Annotated in this window: 15 protein-coding genes; 11 read left to right on the top strand and 4 right to left on the bottom strand. The window is 38.8% G+C overall.

Translation table 11 applies throughout. The features are described from left to right. The first annotated feature begins 38 nt into the window (after positions 1-38). The 8 genes from D5J18_RS08875 (at position 39) to D5J18_RS04130 (ending at position 11610) form a co-directional block, all read left to right on the top strand. Positions 39-3521: an Eco57I restriction-modification methylase domain-containing protein gene (locus D5J18_RS08875; protein WP_260377468.1), complete on the top strand. Its 3483-nt coding sequence runs from the start codon at positions 39-41 to the stop codon at positions 3519-3521. Between the two features lie 305 nt (positions 3522-3826). Further along, positions 3827-4762, top strand: a complete 936-nt coding sequence (gene tnpA, locus D5J18_RS04100) for a transposon Tn4555 protein TnpA (RefSeq protein ID WP_004292844.1) — start codon at positions 3827-3829, stop codon at positions 4760-4762. Between the two features lie 141 nt (positions 4763-4903). Beyond that, complete coding sequence (locus tag D5J18_RS04105; RefSeq protein WP_004338318.1) at positions 4904-6022, top strand: tyrosine-type recombinase/integrase; 1119 nt, start codon at positions 4904-4906, stop codon at positions 6020-6022. 247 nt (positions 6023-6269) lie between these two features. Further along, positions 6270-7127, top strand: a complete 858-nt coding sequence (gene tnpC / locus D5J18_RS04110; RefSeq protein WP_004339687.1) for a transposon Tn4555 protein TnpC — start codon at positions 6270-6272, stop codon at positions 7125-7127. 199 nt (positions 7128-7326) lie between these two features. Beyond that, positions 7327-7701, top strand: a complete 375-nt coding sequence (locus D5J18_RS04115; RefSeq protein ID WP_004338328.1) for an excisionase family DNA-binding protein — start codon at positions 7327-7329, stop codon at positions 7699-7701. Positions 7702-7706: 5 nt separating this feature from the next. Continuing rightward, the gene (locus tag D5J18_RS04120) at positions 7707-8804 is read left to right on the top strand and encodes an AAA family ATPase (RefSeq protein ID WP_004338330.1); all 1098 of its coding nucleotides are present in this window, start codon (positions 7707-7709) and stop codon (positions 8802-8804) included. Between the two features lie 3 nt (positions 8805-8807). Beyond that, positions 8808-9923: a DUF6371 domain-containing protein gene (locus D5J18_RS04125; RefSeq protein WP_004292742.1), complete on the top strand. Its 1116-nt coding sequence runs from the start codon at positions 8808-8810 to the stop codon at positions 9921-9923. Positions 9924-10206: 283 nt separating this feature from the next. Further along, positions 10207-11610: a hypothetical protein gene (locus D5J18_RS04130; protein WP_004339684.1), complete on the top strand. Its 1404-nt coding sequence runs from the start codon at positions 10207-10209 to the stop codon at positions 11608-11610. 92 nt (positions 11611-11702) lie between these two features. Here the strand turns inward: D5J18_RS04130 and D5J18_RS04135 are convergent, their stop codons facing one another. Then, positions 11703-12668, bottom strand: coding sequence for a CfxA family broad-spectrum class A beta-lactamase (locus tag D5J18_RS04135; protein ID WP_004339683.1), 966 nt, complete (start codon positions 12666-12668; stop codon positions 11703-11705). A 638-nt stretch (positions 12669-13306) separates the two neighbouring features. On the opposite strand from D5J18_RS04135, the gene D5J18_RS04145 reads away from it, so the two are divergent. Continuing rightward, on the top strand, positions 13307-13513 hold the full coding sequence (locus tag D5J18_RS04145) for an Abi family protein (protein WP_008777678.1): 207 nt from the start codon (positions 13307-13309) through the stop codon (positions 13511-13513). Between the two features lie 500 nt (positions 13514-14013). On the opposite strand, the gene D5J18_RS04150 is transcribed toward D5J18_RS04145, so the two are convergent. Beyond that, entirely contained in the window at positions 14014-14331 is a 318-nt protein-coding gene (locus D5J18_RS04150; RefSeq protein WP_185124686.1) for a hypothetical protein, read from the bottom strand. A gap of 219 nt (positions 14332-14550) precedes the next feature. On the opposite strand from D5J18_RS04150, the gene D5J18_RS04155 reads away from it, so the two are divergent. Together D5J18_RS04155 and D5J18_RS04160 are read left to right on the top strand one after the other, a co-directional pair. Then, the gene (locus tag D5J18_RS04155) at positions 14551-15168 is read left to right on the top strand and encodes a master DNA invertase Mpi family serine-type recombinase (protein WP_119057755.1); all 618 of its coding nucleotides are present in this window, start codon (positions 14551-14553) and stop codon (positions 15166-15168) included. A 228-nt stretch (positions 15169-15396) separates the two neighbouring features. Further along, positions 15397-18756, top strand: coding sequence for a helicase-related protein (locus tag D5J18_RS04160; RefSeq protein ID WP_119057756.1), 3360 nt, complete (start codon positions 15397-15399; stop codon positions 18754-18756). Between the two features lie 97 nt (positions 18757-18853). Here D5J18_RS04160 and groL read toward each other — a convergent pair whose 3' ends face one another. Further along, positions 18854-20497 carry a chaperonin GroEL gene (gene groL / locus D5J18_RS04165; protein ID WP_119057757.1) on the bottom strand — a complete coding sequence of 548 codons (1644 nt, stop codon included), beginning with the start codon at positions 20495-20497 and terminating at the stop codon, positions 18854-18856. Between the two features lie 87 nt (positions 20498-20584). Continuing rightward, on the bottom strand, positions 20585-20863 hold the full coding sequence (locus D5J18_RS04170) for a co-chaperone GroES (RefSeq protein WP_119057758.1): 279 nt from the start codon (positions 20861-20863) through the stop codon (positions 20585-20587). Between the last annotated feature and the right edge of the window lie 164 nt (positions 20864-21027).

Consider the following 21027-nt stretch of genomic DNA (forward strand, 5'->3'; position numbering starts at 1 on the left):
TTACCTAATTAAGATTAAAACGCTTATATATCAAGGAAATGGATGAACTTATACATACTTTCTCAATAAAAACATTAGCAGATTTTTTTAGGGGATCAATTTCATCATTTAAAAATGAAGAAGAAGATTTAACCTATATCATAGCGGATAAGGATTATATTGATTTTTCGGGATTAACAAGAATTGGAAATGTATCGTTTAAAAATTCTGACGAATTGATTGTTTTTGCATGTAAGTATAATGGAATATTGTCAGAGCGTTCTTCCAAGAAAAAACAATTTGAGATCGCAAAATTAGTTTTAAAAGAAGATTTTAAGGATGGAGCTATTTTCGTTTTTTATGACGAATCGGGAAAGTTTAGGTTTTCATTCATCAGAAGAAACTGGGACGGGAAAGCAAGTAAAAAATATTCATCTTGGAAACGCTTTACTTATTTCGTTAATCCAGAAGAACATAATAAAACTTTTAGACAAAGAATTGGAAATTGTACGTTTAAAGATCTTGATACTATTCAGGAAGCATTTTCCGTTGAAAAACTGACCAAGGAATTCTACAATGATTTGTTTAAATGGTATCAATGGACACTTACAACCGAAGTAGGTATTACATTTCCCAATGATACTGCTACTTCAGATGATGACCATGTAAAGTTGGAAGAGCAAATGATTCGTTTGATTACCCGATTGTTATTTGTTTGGTTTATCAAACAAAAACATTTGGTGCCAGAAGAATTATTTAAAACGGACAAGTTATCAGAAATCTTAAAAGACTTTGATCCTCATAGTACTTCTAATGGAAGTTATTACAATGCTATTTTACAAAATCTGTTTTTTGCTACTTTAAACAAGGCGGTAATTGAAAGAGAGTTTGCAAAATTGGTTGATAAGCGGGATATTAAAACCCGATACCGTTATGCGGAAATGTTTAATATCTCCGAAGAAGAAGTTTTAAATTTATTTCGCCCTATCCCATTTTTGAACGGAGGGCTTTTTGAATGTCTAGATAAAGAAGAGAGTACAGATGGCATAAAATATCATTTAGATGGCTTTAGCAGAAGTGACAAAAAATTTTCAAACGGAAATTTCAAGCATCGGGCATTTATCCCGAATGCAGTCTTTTTTGACGAAGAGAAAGGCTTAATCCCATTATTGGAACGCTATAATTTTACGGTGGAAGAAAATGTGCCGAATGAGGTTCAGGTAGCTTTAGACCCTGAATTATTAGGAAACGTTTTTGAAAACCTATTAGGAGCCTTCAATCCTGAGACACAGGAATCTGCTCGTAAACAATCTGGTAGTTTTTATACACCAAAAGAGATTGTAGCCTATATGGTTGATGAATCCTTAATAGCTTATTTGAATAATGCATTACCTGATTTGGATGAGGCATTAATCCATCAACTATTTGAACAAGATACATTACCCGAATTTTTAGCAAATAATCACGCTTTATGTGAGAAAATAGCTAAAGAACTTCGAGCCGTAAAAATTCTTGACCCAGCTTGTGGTTCCGGAGCATTTCCTATGGGAATACTGAATAGAATGGTAGAGATCTTAGAAAAGTTGGATGCTAAGAATAAAGCTTCACATCACGACTTGAAGTTACATTTGATTGAAGAATGTATTTACGGAGTTGATATACAAACGATTGCTTCACAAATCAGTAAATTACGTTTCTTTATTTCACTGATTGTAGAGCAGGAAGCAATGGATTTATCTAAACCTGAAGAAAACTATGGAGTATTAACTCTGCCCAATTTGGAAACTAAATTTGTGGCGGCGAATACACTAATTGGGATGAAATCAAAACCTGCTCAATTGACGATTTTTGATAAAGAGGATATAGAAAATACCAAACAGGAATTACTGAAAGTAAGAAAAGAGCACTTTTATGCGAAATCAGCTTCTGCTAAAAAGAAATTACGGAATGAAGATGCCCAATTAAGGGATAAGCTGGCCAATCTACTGAAAGAAAGTGGTGAGTATGCACCTGAAGATGCCATACAGTTTTCTCAGTGGAATCCTTATGACCAAAATGCAAGTTCGCCTTTCTTTGACCCCGAATGGATGTTTGGATTGGAAGAGGGATTCGATGTAGTAATTGGAAATCCGCCGTACATCTCTACGAAAGGAATTTCTGTAGAATTTAAAAAATTATTGGAAAGTCAATATGGTTTTGCTGACGACACGTACAATCATTTCTTTTTCAAAGGAAATAATCTATTAAAAAAAGGAGGAGTATTGAGTTATATTACTCCCAAAACATTTTGGACTACTCAAACTAAAAGGAATTTAAGAGATCTTGTTTTATCTCAAACTGTTAGATATATTTTTGACACAGCCAATCCATTTGAAGCTGCTATGGTAGATACTTGTATCACATCCTTTTCAAAGTCTTCTTCAAAAGAGAATATTTTAAAATTCTTGGATGGCAGCAAAGATTTGAAAACTCCTGATATTTATTTCATACATCAAAAAATATATATTGAAACTCAGAATTCTGTTATTTTTAAACCTACTGAATATAATTTGAAAATCTATGACCTATATGGGAAAAAGGTTAAAGATTTATATGAAAAGTGGTGGGATAAGATATCTACAAGTAAAAATATTTCTAAGAATAAAAAAGAACTACAAGCATATAGAGAAAGTTTAAAACCGGGAGATGTCGCATTATTAGGTTGCCTAACTGAAGGAGGACAAGGGTTAGCCACAGCAAATAATGGAAAATATATTGCTGTAAGAAAATCAACTAAATGGGCTAAAAATATCATTGACTCACGTCCAAGAAAATTAGCAAAAGCAATAAAGGTAAAGAAAATTAAAATTGATGCCCTTGAAAAATATGCTAATATTAATGATTACTTAAATTCTTTATCAGAAGCTGCTATAGCAGAGCTATTTGATAATCTGAAAGAAAAATATGGAAGAGATATTTTTGGTCAAGGATATATTTATCGTTTGGTAGAAGAAGATGAGATTGCTGATGTAGAACAACTTACTGAAGAAGAGAAATTGAATGGAATTGATAAAAATAAAAAATTCTATGTTCCTTATGATAAGGGAGATAAAGATGGTAATCGCTGGTATTTAGAAACACCATTTGCTATCGCATGGAGCAAAGAAAACGTCGGGTTTCTTAAGGCAGATCCTAAAGCAAGATATCAGGGATATATGTATTATTTTAGGGAGGGGTTTTGTTGGACAAATATTTTAAACCCTCAAGCTAGATTGTTAAAAGCAAAACTAAAATATAAATCAGTGAATGATGTAGGTTCCATGTCGCTTTCTTCCATAGTAAATGAAGTGCCGAATTATTTTATTGTCACTCTTTTAAACTCCGAACTTTTATTTGACTATTATAGAGAGTTTATTAATGTTACTGTTAATATACAAATTAATGATATTAGGCAATTACCTATTATAATCCCTAATAAAAATGAACTACTCAAATGTAAGATATTGTTCGATGTATTTATAACCATAGAACAACCAAAACTAATCAGAAATATCCGAGTGTAAATCTTTAATTACCAGCATATTCTAAAATTTAACACTTTTCGGTTGCCATTTGTCGCTTCCCAAATTTCCACATATTTTTGAGACGTATTTCTGACGTGGAGAATTTGCGGGGCTTGTTTTTTGTCACACCGTGCAGACAGTTGACAAGGGTTTACAACCGTTTACGACAAGCGACAATAACCGCCCCGATATGCGGAAACAGTCACACTGTGTAGAAAAGCGACAATGGTTGACTTCCGTTCACATCCGTTTACCATTTCAGAGATATAGGATTGAAGAAATGAACCATTAAACGATAAAACGGTATGAAAGCAACCAGAAAATGCAGTTTTTGCGGCAAGTCCTTTGTAACCCGAAGCGGTATGCAAAGATATTGCAGTGAGGCTTGTCAGGCAGAAGCCAAACGAGCCAGAGTGATGCAGAAGAACAACCTCTTCAAAGTCGCCCAACCCTTGATGGAGATACAGCATCAGGAGTATCTCACCTTTTCCAAAGCAGCCATCCTCATGGGCTGTTCCCGACAGTACATTTACAAACTTGTAGCCATCGGCAAGCTGAAAGCCTCACGCATCAGCAACCGCATGGCATTCATCCGCAGAGCCGACATCGAGCAGATGTTGGAGGGCAATCCCTATCACCGCATCCTGCCCGGCAACACCTCCACACCAAGGAAATCATCTTCATCTTCCTTACCTGCCAAAAGAGAAAAAAGGGAAAAGGAAAGCGAAGAAGTGTTGGACTTCTATTCGGGCGAGGAGGTGATGTCCCTTTTTAAGGTAAAGCAGTCATGGCTTTACACTTCCGCCAAGCGTAACCATATCCCCATCTGCCGTATCGCAGGAAAGAACTATTACAGCAAGAAGCATATTGACGAGTTTTTCGGTGTGGCAGTTGATATTAGCGAAATTACCGACTGGCTACTGACCGAGGAGGTGGAGGAACTGTTCGGCATGAAGCCGACCGCACTCCGTGCCTACACCTATCGCCATAAGATACCCACTAAAAGAGAGTACGGGCGTACCTATTACTCCAAATCACATTTGAACGAACTCCGCAGAACTGACCTTGTGAACGATGAACGCTACTATACCGTTGAGCAGGTGCAGCAAATCTATGGTCTTTCGTCAGCCAACATCTGCCATATCGTCAAGGTGAAGCACATCGAAAAGATAAAGGTGGGTGTGAAAAACCTGCTTTTGCGCTCAGATGTGGAGCGTGTCATGGCTGAAAGGAACAAATAACCGTGAAAAATCGGGATTATCGAAAATTATTTCAAAATGATGTATCGTGGAGGTATTCACGGATATTTCACGTTGTTCCTTTGCCATCGGAAACATGGATACAACTCCAAAATGTATACAACCAATTAAAACATAATTATTATGAGTAAATGCAAAACAGTTACCTTGCGTAAGCGCAAGATTAAGAACGGGACACAGTATTCACTATGCCTTGACTACTATCCCGGCTACCGTGACAATGTCACCATGAGAGTGATTACACGTGAAGCCTTAGGAATTTACATCTTCGCCAAACCTGCAAACCAGCAGGAACGGGACTTCAACGCACGCATGATGAAGAAAGCGGTCATCCTGCGCAACCAGCGCTACGAAGCCATTTTCAATGAAAACAACGGCTTTTTTGACAAGACCAAGATGAAGGGCGATTTCCTTGCCTATTTCAAAGGACTGGCTGACCGCAAGAATATCAAGTGGCAGCACGTATACAAGCATTTCCAGCGGTTCGTGAACGGCAAATGCACCTTTGAGGAGGTGGATGTGGATTTGTGCCGCAAGTTCATGGAATACCTGCTTGATGCACCCCAATCCATCCACACCAACCAAAAGCTGCACATCAACTCCGCAGCAGGCTATTGGTCAACTTTCCGTGCCGTGCTGCACACCGCCTACCGTGACAGGAAGATAAAGGAGAACCCAAACGGCTTCTTAGACCGCATCGAGTGCATTCCCACCATCAGGGAGCATTTGAGCCAAGAGGAACTGATACGGCTTGCCGAAACACCCTGTGAGGAGGAGGTCTTGAAAAAAGCTTTTCTTTTCGCCTGTCTTACGGGACTGAGAAAGAGCGACATCAGACAGCTCACGTGGCAGCAGATACAACCATACACCAACGGCAGGATGTTCGTTACCACCCGTATGCAGAAAACCAAAGAAATAGTGCATAACCCCATCAGTGATGAAGCCTATGGACTGCTGGGAGAACGGGGCGAGGGACTTATCTTTGAGGATTTCAAGGACAAGATGCTGCAAGGACCACTCCAACGGTGGCTCACGGCAGCAGGGATAACCAAGAAAATCACCTTTCACTGTACCCGCCACAGCTTCGGAAGCCTGCACGTGGAAATGGGAACGGACATGGCTGTCATCCAAGCCTATCTCGGACATAAGAACATTACCACCACACAAATCTATTCCAAGATAGCAGCGCAGCAGATGTGTCAGGTGGTGGACAAGATAACCTTGAAGCGCAAGGAGGCATAAATGTCTCACATTGACAGGTATTCAGAGGGGCGGTTATGGCTACAAGGCTATAATCGCCCCTCTATGTTTTTGGCTTGATGCCACCATTTATAAGCCCCTCAGAGTATGAAACAGAGTATGATATGATGACATTTCGTGAAATACATTGAAAAAGACCGTTCTAACCGCAAATAACGGGCAGTAATTGGGAAAAATAGCATTAACTTTGCACAAAATAATACAGGAACATTCAATCTCTCAACGAAATATGGAATCATCAATCAAGGACAAATACATCATCTTGGGCTTTGTCGGCTTCGCCATCGTCCTAATATCTTCCATTGCCACGCTGGTAATAGCGGACAGCTTCAACCAAGACAACTTTGTCAGGTGGATAGTATTCGTATGCTGTAACCTGTTGGGATGGTTGCTCTATCTCTCCTTTCAGACACTTATCTTTGATACATACGAAATCTACAAAATCAAGTTCGGCAAGAAAGAAACGATTGCCGAAGCCATAGAGGTGCAGGAAGAACTGTCACAAAATACACTTGAAGAAGCCACATCTGTGCCTGGACCTACATCAGTCCCTGAGCCTGTACCCGAATCATCCCCGACAAAAGAAGAGACACTTATCCAAACACAACCGATAGAGCTTACTATCGCCCCGGATCTTCACGAAAAGAACCGTGCCAATTACGCAAGCAGAGAGCAACGGGAAAAGGAAGAGCGCATCCGCATGGTCATGGAGTATTGCCATTATTACCTGCCTCGCATTGCCGACCAAGAAACCGTGAACCACATCTGTACTGAGGTGGACAAATGGATGAATCTTAACACTTATACCCCGAAGCCCATACAAAGACCGTTTACCAAAGACATCAACAACATTCCACTCCGTCACTTCGTATGGAATATCTCTGAGCGTTTCCTGTACAAGAGATACTACAATGGGGATAACCGTGCCAAGTTCATCAAAGCCCTTTTCCCGAAATCGTTTGCTGATACAGACTTATCAACCATCAAGAATTTCAAGGTAGAGCCGTTAAAGACGGAAATTCCCATTGATGAACCCGAAAACGGCAAACTTGATTTCCACTATCCCGAGGATTATGTGCGGAATTAGGATAATCACGACACCAACGACAACCATCCGGTAACTCATAACCGCCTGTTTTACATCGTTTCCCGAGTAATTTTACCCGTCATTTATGGCTGGGCTTAATTATTCGGGAATTATTTTGCAATGACGTGTCGTGGAGATATTCACGGATATATCATTTCAGTCCTTTGCGCCAAGTCTTACAAAAGAGACGAGTACGCGAATGGAAAAATCAATTCTTACCTTCAACGACCTCCCCGAGGTTGTCGCTCAGCTTCGAGACGAAGTGATGAGCCTGAAAAGCCTGCTCGCCGAGCAGCGCAGTGTGAACAATGCCAAAACGGTGGACACCCACGTGCCCATGTCTGTGGACGAGGCAGCAGAGTATTTAGGTATCCCTAAGGGTACGCTCTACATGAAACTGTCAGAAGGGACAATCCCTGCCACCAAGCCCGGCAAACGCTATTGCCTTTACCGTGACGAACTGGACAAGTGGCTGGAAACCGCCCGAAAGAATCCCATACCGTTGTCAGACGAGGAACTGAACAAGTCCTTATCCTCTTCCCACCGTCGCAAGCCCAACCCACGTAACTGGTGAATGATATGGAAGAGGATAAGAACTATATCAACCTGATACGTGGCGACCTCACAAAAGCATCCCAAGCGCATAACGGTATGCCCGACAGTGTAGGCATGATGAATATCAAGACGGCAAACCAAACCATTCTTGAAGCATCGTTATTGCCTACGCCCCGTGCGCTGTGGGACAGCTTTTGGTACGAGGGGGAACTCTCCTGCTTGTTTGCCGATTCCAACGTGGGCAAGTCCATCCTTGCCGTGCAGATAGCCGACCGCATCGCCCGAACCGACAATGTGCTGTATCTGGACTTTGAACTGTCCGAAAAGCAGTTCCAGCTCCGCTATACCAACGAGCATGGAGAGCTCTACACCTTTCCCGACAAAATCTATCGGGTGTCTATTGACTGCAACCAGCTTTTGGATGCCAACTTTGAGGAAGCTATCATAGGCGGCATTGAACAGATGGCTGTGCAGACCGACTGCAAGATTTTCATCATTGACAATCTTACCTACCTGTGTTGCGCCATGGAGAAAGGCGATGCCGCAGGACGGCTGATGATTCAGCTGAACAATCTCAAAAAGAGATATGCGCTCTCTATCCTTGTCCTGGCACATACGCCCAAACGCTCTTTGGATTGTCCCATCACATCCAACGACCTTGCCGGAAGCAAACGGCTCTACAATTTCTTTGACAGCGTGTTCACCATTGGAAAAAGTGCCCAAGACGGAGGGCTTCGCTATGTGAAGCAGCTTAAAGTGCGCTATGGCACGTTCTCTCATGATGCGGATAATGTAATCGTTTACGAGATTGACAAGGTGGATGCTTTCTTGCAGTTCGTGTTCAGGGGCTATTCCACGGAAAAGGAACACTTGAAAAAATTGGGCGACAATGAATCAAGCCAAAGGGATTGCCAAATTCTGCAACTCTCCCAATCGGGCAAGTCCGTCAGGGAGATAGCCTCACAGGTGAATTGTGGCAAGTCCACCGTAAACCGTATCATCCAGCGCAGCAAAGAGAGTAAAAACGCAGGTGTCCCAAGTGTCCCACTGTCCCAACCCTTAGAGTGTGGGACAATGGGACAGGATGGGACAGCCGACAATCAACCATCAAAAACGGACTAAGCTATGGGCAATTATTCATTACAGAAGTATAAAGGAACGGCAACACGGCATACCTGCCCCAAATGCGGAGACAGGCATTCTTTCGTCTATTACGTGGACGAAAATAATGTGCCGTTGCATCCATCGGTCGGCAGATGTAACCACGAAAGCGGTTGTGGGTATCACTACACTCCGAAAGAGTATTTTCAAGAGCATCCTGAACACAGAACTACCAATGATTTCTCTTTTGACAGGCAAAGAGCAGAGCAGAAGAAAGTGAAGCAGCAAAGTAAGCCGACAGCCATCGGCTATATTCCCCCTCACTATGTGGAGAAGTCGCAAAGCGAGCGTAGCAATTTCTTCCGTTTCCTCTTCACACTCCTTACTTCCTACTATGGCGACAAGGCGAAAGAGGTGTTGAAGCGGTTGTTGGAGGAATACCGTTTGGGGGCTACCCGTGACGGCTCTGTTATCTTTTGGCAGATAGACAGGACGGGCAAGGTACGCACGGGAAAGGTGATGCAGTACAATCCCGAAGACGGACACCGTATCAAGGGAGGACAGACATCGGCAGTGAACTGGATACACAGCATATTGAAAAAGCAGCGTGTGTTGGCAGAGGATTGGCAACTATCCCAATGCCTTTTCGGGGAACACTTGTTGAAAACGCATCCCGACAAGGTGGTGGTCTTGGTGGAATCCGAGAAGAGTGCCGTTATCGGTTCTGCTATCTTCCCCGATTATGTATGGCTGGCTACGGGTGGTAAGAGTCAGATGAGAGAAGAGAAACTCCGTGTACTGTCAGGGCGAACCGTGCTTCTCTTTCCCGATGCCGATGCTTATGCCGAGTGGAAACAGCGAGCCGAGAGCATGTACTTTTGTAAGGTGGTGGTTTCGGACATCATCGAAAGGAATGCCACCCCGAAACAAAAAGAAGCCCATATCGACATAGCCGATTGGATTATCTTTCAGATACGGGAGGGCAAGGTGATGAGTACAGCCAACCACTTGGTCGAGGCTGAGAGAATCCTCCAGCGGATGATAGAGAAGAATCCCGTCCTGCAAAAACTGATAGACGATTTAGACCTTGTGCTGGTCGGTGCATCTCCAATCGGCAACGATGATGAAAAACCTCCCTGACGGAGGAGAGCGGAAGCCGTAGGCTGGAGTTTGCAGACAATGGCTTGCCATTGATATAGCCCACTATAACTACACGCTCCGCTTACGTAGTTGTGGGCTCTCCCGAGGGGATTAGGGTTTTACCCTAATGACCCACTCAGGGCGTTTCTCCCCTGAGAACCCAGAGCAAAGAGTGACCCTCTCTTTGCAATCTCCGCTTATGGGTTGCACCCCTAAGAACCCCATGCGTTTACGGACAGCGGAAAAGCAAACAATAAAGTACAAACCCAAAAAACAAGTATCTATGGCAACAAAATCAAGCATACATATCAAGCCCTGCAATATCGCATCGAGTGAGGCTCACAACAGGAGGACTGCCGAATACATGCGCCACATCGGAGAGTCCAGAACCTATGTGGTTCCAGAACTCTCCACCGATAATGAGCAGTGGATAAATCCCGACTTCGGCAGTCCGGATTTGCGGATGCATTATGACAATATCAGACAGATGGTAAAGGAAAAGACCGGACGTGCCATGCAGGAAAAGGAGCGTGAACGCAAAGGCAAGAACGGTAAAATAGTCAAGATTGCGGGATGCTCCCCCATACGTGAAGGAGTGCTGCTTGTCAGGTCGGACACCACACTGGCAGACGTGCGTAAATTCGGTGAGGAGTGTCAAAGACGCTGGGGAATCACACCGCTGCAAATCTTCCTGCACAAGGATGAAGGGCATTGGCTGAACGGTCAGCCGGAAGCGGAAGACAGGGAAAGCTTCAAAGTCGGGGACAGATGGTTCAAGCCGAACTATCATGCCCATATCGTTTTCGACTGGATGAACCACGAAACAGGAAAGAGCCGAAAGCTCAATGACGATGACATGATGCAGATGCAGACCCTTGCATCCGACATCCTGCTGATGGAACGCGGGCAGTCAAAGGCTGTCACTGGTAAGGAGCATCTGGAACGGAACGACTTTATCATTGAGAAGCAGAAAGCTGAACTGCAACGCATGGATGCAGCCAAACGGCACAAAGAAGAACAGATAAATCTTGCCGAGCAGGAACTGAAACAGGTGAAATCAGAAATACGCACTGACAAGTTAAAGAAGACAGCCACCACGGCAGCGACAGCCATAACTAGTGGAGTTGCTTCTCTTTTCGGGAGTGGAAAACTGAAAGAACTGGAACGTGCCAACGAAAAACTGCAAGACGAGGTTTCAAAACGGAACACCAATATTGAAAAATTGCAGAGCCAAGTACAGCAGATGCAGAAACAGCATGATACGCAAATCCACAATCTCAGAGAAATGCACAGGCAGGAACTTGACATGAAAGAAAAAGAACTGTCACGGCTCGCCAGAATCATAGACAAGGCTTTCAGGTGGTTTCCGATGTTCAGGGAAATGCTGCGCATGGAAAAGTTTTGTGCCATGCTGGGATTCTCTAAAGAAATGACTGAAAGTCTTATAGTCAAAAAAGAAGCCCTGAAATGTAGCGGTAAAATCTATTCCGAGCAACACAGGCGGAACTTTGATATAAAGGATGATATTTTAAGGGTGGAAAATGACCCTGACGATGAAAGCAGGCTGAACCTGACAATAAACAGGAAGCCGATTGCCGACTGGTTCAGGGAGCAATGGCACAGGCTTAGATATGGAGCAAGAGTGCCGCAACAGGAAGAAAGAAAAAGTAGAGGATTCAAATTATAATAGAAGCAATTTGATTAGTAATCTAAAAGCACTCCGATAACGATTAGAGTGCTTTTAGATTGTTTATCATTAATTATCAAAGCAAGTGCAGTTTAAGATTTTACTGAAGTTTGCATTAATAAAGAATATACTACAGCTGATATATGCGCAACATATTGTGACGCTTGTGATTCATTTCCCTTGAAATCCTTAACAAATACCGCTAAGGTATAACTGATATTATTAGGCAGACATATATAGGCAACATCATTGTGAGCTGCAAGAACACCATTTTCATTAACATAACCTGAACCTGTCTTATGCGCTATAACAACCCCTTCTTTATCAAGAAGTGGAGCTGCTATCCTATCTACACCTGTTTTGCATTCTTTTAACGTATTCTTAATGAAACTTTGTTTCTCATCATCGATAAGACCTTCAGTAAACAAACGATTCATCAACATTGCAGCACCAAGAGGAGATGTATAGTTAGAGTAAGCCTTGTTATGGTCAGCCGACATTTCCTCTTCCGTATAAGCTATCTGAAAACTTGAACGAGGAATGAGTGTGGCTATAAAACTATCTGTTTGAGCGACATTAACCATATCCTTAAACATAAGGTTGCTTGCATTGTTGTCACTCTGAGTAAGAGTATAACGCAGCAAATCTCTCACTGTCAATGATATGACTGGCCCTGAATAATCTTTCAGCATAGGACTCCAAGTCTTTGGGTCAAGTTTATCCCTATTTATATTTACTAAGGTATCAAGTGAAATTCCTTTATTGTCAAAGTCATTACAAAGAGCTAATGCCTGATGAACCTTAAACACACTCATCATAGGATAAACACTCTTATTATTGACCTTAACCGTATCTCTGTTATTAACAATAACCGCCACACCAATTTCGCCAGGACAAGCTGAGACAATTTGAGAAATGCTATCAGTCAAAACATTTGTTAAAGGAGGATTTGCGCTATCTTTTGTCGCTGATTTATGGAACAATGAAAATACCAAGATGAAAATGCAAACTAAAGCTATACTCAAAACTACGATTTGTTTTTTTCTGTTTTTTTCCATGTTTATATTATTTATATTTGTTTGACGAGAATATCTTTATTTGCCGACAAAGGTACATAACTTTACGGAAAAATATGTTTCTAAAATATATAAATCAGGGCAACCGCATCAAAATGTCAATAACCTGATAATCAATACTTGTCGATTTTGTATTAATAGGGATAAGTGGGGTGGATACAAGGATGAGAAGTTTCAACAATTTACAATATCCCCCCTTAAAAATGCATAATTTTGTATTTGTCTGAATAATAGCCTGTTGTCAAAAATCATGTTTCTTAAAAAATATTACCCGCAAGGGAAATTTGAATTATATGGGGCAAAAAATCAATTTTTATGGGGTAGTAGTTTCGATTTGGACCAATGGTTTTTTTAGGAAAATGGACAATAAGGGAGAGGAGGAGGTTGAAAACTACGTTTGTTTCCTAAGCTAACGTTATTTTGATGCGGTTGCCCTGTATATAAATAGACAGCTGTGGGGAAAATGTGGGGAAAAATTAGATAATTAAAAAGGCTAAATGACTGAAAATAATCACTTAGCCTTTTAATCCGTACCCAGACCCGTACTTCGTAATTGCTGCGCCCATCATTCAAGACTGTCAAATCGGGTCTTTCCTGTCAAGCCAATGATGCCTATGCGTATGCCAAACACATGGATTACGGATTTCTCGTTCCGTGAACAAACACTTTATCCGCAACTCTGCTATGTGGTGTATTGGCTTAACTCCATTTCTATGGGCAACACTTTTGTTGCAGATTTCAAGCAGCTTTTATCGAAATACCCATCAGTAAGAACTCGTTTATTAGGCTTTCCTCATAATTGGGAACAAGAGCCTTTGTGGAGATAAAATAATTGCCCTGTTTCTTAAAAAGCACTGGGGCAAACCAGCTCCGTCTTTAATTGTTTCCAATAAATGGATTGTTTCAAGCCCCTATAGAAAGAGAACAAAAATTCCTGTGTGAAAATTAATCTACGACAAGGAGCAAGCAAGGAGCAATATCAAACAAAAATCAATACCTTTGCAGTACATATGAGATAGACCAAAACAAAAGTGGAATATCGGAAACGAATAGCAAGGAAAAGAGAAGAAACGACCCAAGTTGATGTCCTTTTTGAGTTAATAATCAATAAAAGCGTTAAATCTTCACCTTTTAGAATGTGCAATTAAAAATAACAACCATATTTCTGACTTATTATCTATAAAATATTGAGTAATAATCGGTTGTAAATACAGTGATTGAAATCATCGATTTGAAAAAGCAGGAATTTTTAAAAAGTCATTTTAATGATAATATTAAAAATGAAATAGCAACAAAAGAATTGACCTTAAATAATTTAGTAAACACCTTATATCAAATGATATAGGGTGTTTACCATCAAATCTAACTCTTCTTGTATTTCAGTAAGTTTCCTTTCAGAATCTATAGCTGAAAGCTCGTTATTTAAATGTGATTTTTTTATTTCAATAGCTGAATTAAATATTTTTTTGAATTGTTCTAAAGTGTTTTCATCAGGAATGAAAATTGGCAATTGCCGAGCATCATTTATCTGGAATGTTTGAGTATTGTTTACGAACTCATCTACATAAAAACTGATGAATGTTGAGTTAATCAAACAGATAATAAAATATGCAGGAACCTTATTTGTTAGAGAATACAAACTCATACTTTTCACGTCATTTATCGTCTTTAATTTTACACGACATTTGAGAAAAGTTGTATTTATATCTGAATAACAAAACCCCTCCCTAAAGTAGTACTGCGGATTACGGACAACTGGCATTCCTTGTCCTTTTTTACCAGAATTTGCCTTAAGAAACCCGACCCTTAATTAGCACACGCGCCTTTTAAAATTGTTATTTAGCAATTCAAAAAAACTATTATTATGGTATATGGTTACATTAGGGTAAGTACTGATAGACAGACAGTAGAAAATCAGCGATATGAAATAAAGAAATTTTGCAAAAAAGAAACTTTAAAAGTTGATTATTGGATTGAGGAAACCATCAGTGGGACAAAGGATGTTGACAAAAGAAAACTAGGAGAGCTTTTGGAAAAATTAAAAAAAGGAGATATTCTTATTTGCTCTGAGCTTTCTCGTTTAGGTCGAAATTTATTGATGGTTATGAGCATTCTTAATGAATGTATGAAAAATGATATTCAGGTTTGGACAATAAAGGACAATTATCGATTGGGTAGTGATATTAGCTCAAAGGTCTTAGCTTTTGCATTTGGTTTATCTGCTGAAATCGAAAGAAATTTAATCTCACAAAGAACTAAGGAAGCTTTAGCAAGAAAAATGGCAGAAGGAATTCATATTGGAAGACCAAAAGGTGTTTTATCCAAAACAGTTAAATTAACGGGAAAAGAAGAAATGATAAAAGAATACTTAGAAAATGGGATGTCTCAAGTGCAACTTAGTAAAGAGTTAGGAGTAGCAAGAGGAACATTAGCTCGTTTTATCAAAAGAGAAAAAATAATTATTCAGATTAAAAATCAATAAGGTTTTCCGTCACAAATATTTGCTATTTTTGTGACAAAATAAAGGGTTTTGAAAAGAGGTAAAGCGTTGAAAATAAGGCAATTGCAAAGATTGAAAAAGCCAAGAGGGGTTCGCTGTTATTCATTGAAAATTAATGTTTATAAGAAATAGAATAAACGAACAGGGTTGGGATTTGGGAAAAGAATACCCTATTTCTTAATTGATGTTTTATATTTAAAAATTATTGAGATGCCAAACAATTTTATTACGAATAATAAACAACAAAAGACACTAAAAGGAAGGTTAAACACTTTAATTTCTATTAGTGATGAATTGAAATTTTTAGTAGGCTATTTCTATTTCTCAGGCTGGTCAGATATTTATTTAAGCCTTCAAAAAAATCCACAACAAAAATTGAAACTGCTAGTGGGATTGCAAGTTTGTAACTATTTGGGTAATATCATCGAATACGCTGAACAAAGTGAAGAATACAGCTCAAGAGATGAAGAATTTCAAAAATATCTTGTTTCATTAGGCTTTGCATTGAATAATGAAGCAATGGATACCGAAGAATTCTACAATCAGGTAGGATTCTTTGTACAGATGATCGAAGAAGGCAGACTGGAAATACGGAAAACGGAAAATCCAAACCATTCAAAATTATATCTCTTCCATTTAAACGAAGATCAGGCAGAGAAACAAGGTATGCCTGGACAATTCATAACAGGGAGTAGTAACTTAACTCGTTTTGGTTTACATAATCAGGAAGAATTTAATGTTGAGATTAAAGATTACGGTTATGCAGAAGCTGTTCAGTATTTTGATGAGTTATGGGAACGAGCAACGCCGATTACCGAACATTTGGAAAACCGTAAAATACTGATTGACTTTATCAAGAATAAAACTCAAGTTGCTACAATAACACCATTTGAAGCCTATTGTCTGGTTATAAAAACCTACCTCGATCTGCAAAATCAAGAAAATGAAAAAGTGGATTTAGATAGTTTGTTAGAAAAAATTGATCTTAAAAAATTCAGTTATCAGTCAGACGCAGTAAACCAAGCGATACAAATGATAAAGGAGCACAATGGTTGTATCATTGCCGATGTAGTAGGTTTAGGAAAATCGGTTATAGCCTCGATGATTGCCCGACAGATGAATAAACGGGGTATTATTATTTGCCCTCCTGGATTAATGGGGGATGCCGAAAAAAAAGACAGCGGTTGGTGGGAATATCTTGAAAAATTTGGATTACATAACTGGCAAGTTTACAGTCGAGGAAAAATAGATCAAATTGCTGATAATATTGAAGGAAGAGACTTTGAAGTAATTATCGTAGATGAAGCCCATTATTTTCGCAATCAGGATACAGCTGACTACGAAGCATTATCGATGATTTGCCGTGGCAAAAAAGTAATTCTTTTGTCGGCTACGCCATTTAATAATTCTCCATCAGATATTTTTTCTTTACTAAAACTATTTATAGTTCCCGGAAAATCCACCATATCGTTAGAGGATAACCTCGCGGGGAAATTCAGCCGGTTAAATTACGAGTACAAACAATTATCTGTAATTTTTAAAAATTGGAATTCTGCTGATGATAAGAAAAGAAAGCAAGCAGAAAATATTTATACAACAATAATAGATGAAAATCTTCCAATAGATATAAAGAAAGTAAAAGATCAAACCCAAAGATTGTCAAATGACATCAAACGAATAATCAGTCCTGTGGTAATACGACGAAATCGATTGGATTTGAAACAAGATTATGTTTATGCTAATGAAATTGGAGAACTCTCTGTAGTAAAAGATCCTGAAGAAGTTTTTTATTATTTAGATACAGAGCAGGATGAATTCTATGAGAATATCATTAGTAAATATTTTGCAGAGAATGGAGTGTTTACAGGAGCTATCTATCAGCCGTTCAGCTATGAAAAAATATTAAATGATAAACTTGATGAATTTGGAAATAGACAATACAACCAGCAGAAAAACTTATATGACTTTATGCGTCGTATTTTAGTAAAAAGATTTGAATCTTCGTTTGGTTCTTTTGAAAAATCCATTGATAGGTTCTTACAAGGGCATAGATTGGTAAAAGATTTCATTAATAAAACTGGAAAATTTATTTTAGATCGCTCGTTTATTGATCGAATTAAAGATTTTGAAATTGAAGATATTGAAGCTAATTTGGAAAAATATGCAGCAGGTGATCTCAAACGTAAAACTCCTAAAAATAATGAAGTTTACGACATTAGCACTTTCCAAAGAAGGCAAGAATTTTTAGACGATATAGATTCGGAAATTCAATTATTTGAAGCTATTCAAAAACGATTAAAAGACTTGAAGTTAGTTGAGAAAGATCCTAAACAAGAAGAAATTATCAAAAAAATAAAACATCTTTTAATAAACGAACCAGACAGGAAGATTATTCTGTTCTCGGAATATGTAGATACCATTTATCATCTCGAAAAACGGTTTAGAAAAGAATTTGGAAACGATGTTTTGATATGTGATGGTAAAGTATCAAAAGAGTTAGCCAAAAATCTAAACAGCGATTTCAATGCACAGTATAAAGGTTCAAAAACCAATCATTTTAAAATATTGCTAACCTCAGATAAGCTGTCCGAAGGATTTAATTTGAACAGGGCGGGCACTATTATCAATTATGATATTCCTTGGAATCCCACACGTGTTATTCAGCGTGTAGGTCGTATTAATCGTATTGGTTCTAAAGTGTATGATGAATTATTTATTCTGAATTTCTTCCCGTCACTTAAGGGGGCAGATATTGTAAAATCAAGGGAAATTGCACAGCAAAAAATGTTCCTGATTCATAATGCTTTGGGAGAAGATGCTAAGATTTTTGATGAAGATGAAGAGCCTACAGCCGCTGCTTTGGGGGCAAAAATCAACAGTAATCCAGAAGAAGAAGGAGAAGTAAATACAATTACCAAAATCAGAAATCTATATGCAGATCTACAAAAGAAACATCCTGAGATTATTGCAAAAATCAGTCAGTTACCCCCAAGAGTTAAAACTGCTAAAAGTCATCCCGAATACGAATTAAATGTACTAAGACGTAAAGGCTTAAGCTTGTTTGCTCAGACTGTAGGGAAAGAAGAAAACAAAACAATTAGAGAAATAGACTTTGAAGAATTTTTACAAAAAATAGAATGTAAAATAGATGAACCGACTTTAAAGCTTTCATCTGTTTTTTGGAGCTTGTATGAGGAAGTAAAAGAATTCAAACCAAAATATAAAATAGGTAGAAGTGAGATATCTCTGGAACAAAAGGCAGAGACAAACCTCAAGAAATCACTTAGAATTTTAAAAGATTTGAATTTTGAAAATCTGAACTTCATACAAATGTTGATTAAGGATTTACGTCATTATCATACACTTTCAATAAGAAGTATAAGACGTATCGGCGGTCAAGAATTGACAGATGATAAGAATTCTATCCGTACTTTTTTGGAAGAAATAGCATATCTAAAACAACATCTTGGTGAAAACTATCTTGATGAAATTGAATCCAGGACAAAGAGCCGAAGTAAAGAAGTAATAATAGCTATTGAGAATAATGATTTGAAAGAATTATTTCACTAGCTTAAAAATTTTTTAGGCCTTTTAAGAAAATAAGAAAACCACCCAAAAATGAGTGGTTTTCTTTTAATTTACATCGTAATTTAAATTATATCATTAATTACATCATTCCTGGCATTCCGCCACCCATGCCTGGCATACCTGCTGGCATTCCACCTTCGTTTTCGTTTGGGATGTCATAAACTACGGCTTCTGTCGTTACCAACATTCCAGCTACTGACGCTGCGTTTTCTAAAGCAACTCTAGTTACTTTTGTAGGGTCTATGATTCCAGCCTCTAGCATATTTACATACTCATCGGTTTTAGCATTGTAGCCATAATCATCTTTATTTTCTTTGATTTTAGCTACAACTACAGAACCTTCACCTCCTGCATTGGCAACGATTTGTCTCAACGGCTCTTCAATGGCTCTTTTTACAATTTTGATACCAGTTTTCTCGTCTTGATTATCAGCATTCAAAGCTTCTAAAGCATTGACTGCGCGAACCAAAGCAACGCCACCACCAGCTACGATTCCTTCTTCTACAGCAGCTCTTGTAGCATGTAAAGCATCATCTACACGATCTTTCTTTTCTTTCATTTCAACTTCAGAAGCTGCGCCTACGTAAAGTACAGCAACACCGCCAGCCAATTTAGCTAATCTTTCTTGGAGTTTCTCTCTGTCGTAATCAGAAGTTGTTGTTTCAATTTGAGATTTAATTTGGTTAACTCTAGCCTTGATTTGTTCCTCATCGCCAGAACCGTTTACGATGGTTGTATTATCTTTATCGATAGAAACTTTTTCAGCAGTTCCTAGCATATCTAAAGTTGCAGCTTCTAGAGTATAACCTCTTTCCTCTGAAATTACTGTACCGCCTGTCAAGATAGCAATATCTTCTAGCATCGCTTTTCTTCTGTCGCCAAAACCTGGAGCTTTCACCGCAGCAATTTTTAATGAACCTCTCAACTTGTTGACAACCAACGTAGCTAAAGCTTCTCCCTCAACTTCTTCAGAAATAATCAAAAGTGGCTTACCTTGCTGAGCAACTGGCTCTAAGACAGGTAATAAATCCTTCATACTAGAAACCTTTTTCTCTACCAAGAGAATATAAGGATTTTCTAATTCTGCTGTCATTTTCTCTGAATTAGTCACAAAATAAGGTGATTGATAACCTCTATCAAACTGCATACCTTCTACCACATCTACATAAGTATCAGTACCTTTGGCTTCTTCTACTGTAATGACTCCTTCTTTACCTACTTTACTGAAAGCTTCAGAAATCAATTCACCAATTTTCTCATCATTATTAGATGAAATAGAAGCTACTTGCTTAATTTTATCAGAACTATCACCTACTTCAGTAGATTGTTTTTTCAAATCTTCTACGATGATTTCTACCGCTTTATCTATGCCACGTTTCAAATCCATTGGGTTAGCACCAGCAGCTACGTTTTTCAAACCTTCACGCACGATGGCTTGAGCCAAAACTGTAGCAGTCGTAGTTCCGTCACCAGCTAAGTCATTGGTTTTGGAAGCCACTTCTTTTACCATCTGCGCGCCCATGTTTTCAATAGGGTCTTCTAATTCGATTTCTTTTGCTACAGAAACGCCATCTTTAGTTACATGTGGAGCCCCAAATGATTTTGCTAATACAACGTTTCTACCTTTTGGGCCCAAAGTTACCTTCACTGCATCAGCTAAAGTATCAACCCCTTTTTTTAATTTATCTCTTGATTCAATATTGAATTTAATATCTTTTGCCATAATATTTAATTTAAATTTTTGAGCATTACTATTTGCTCTGATTTTTGATTTATTTTTGTATTTGGTTTTTGATGGATTAGAGTGAGTTTACACTACTGCCAAAACATCAGACTCTCTCATGATTAAATAATCTTCACCATTTAGTTTAAGCTCCGTACCAGCATATTTACCATACAAAACTTTATCACCAACTTTCAAAGTCATAGGCTCTTCTTTTTTACCTGATCCTACAGCGACCACTTCACCTTCTTGTGGTTTTTCTTTAGCTGAATCTGGGATGATGATACCCGATGCGGTTTTTGTTTCTGCAGGTAATGGTTTTACCACTACACGGTCTGCTAACGGTTTAATGTTTAATTCGCTCATAATTTTATTAAGTTTTGTACAACTCATTCTTCATAAAGTATGCCATCAAAATTAAATTTAAGCTTTGAATAAATCTTAATTCACTTGTAATCAATGGTTTGACTGTGAATTTATTTTGTGGATTTTAATGGAATTTTTTAAGCCTTTATAAAATTTCTGACAAG

The organism is Candidatus Ornithobacterium hominis (assembly GCF_900538215.1).
Taxonomy (GTDB): domain Bacteria; phylum Bacteroidota; class Bacteroidia; order Flavobacteriales; family Weeksellaceae; genus Ornithobacterium; species Ornithobacterium hominis.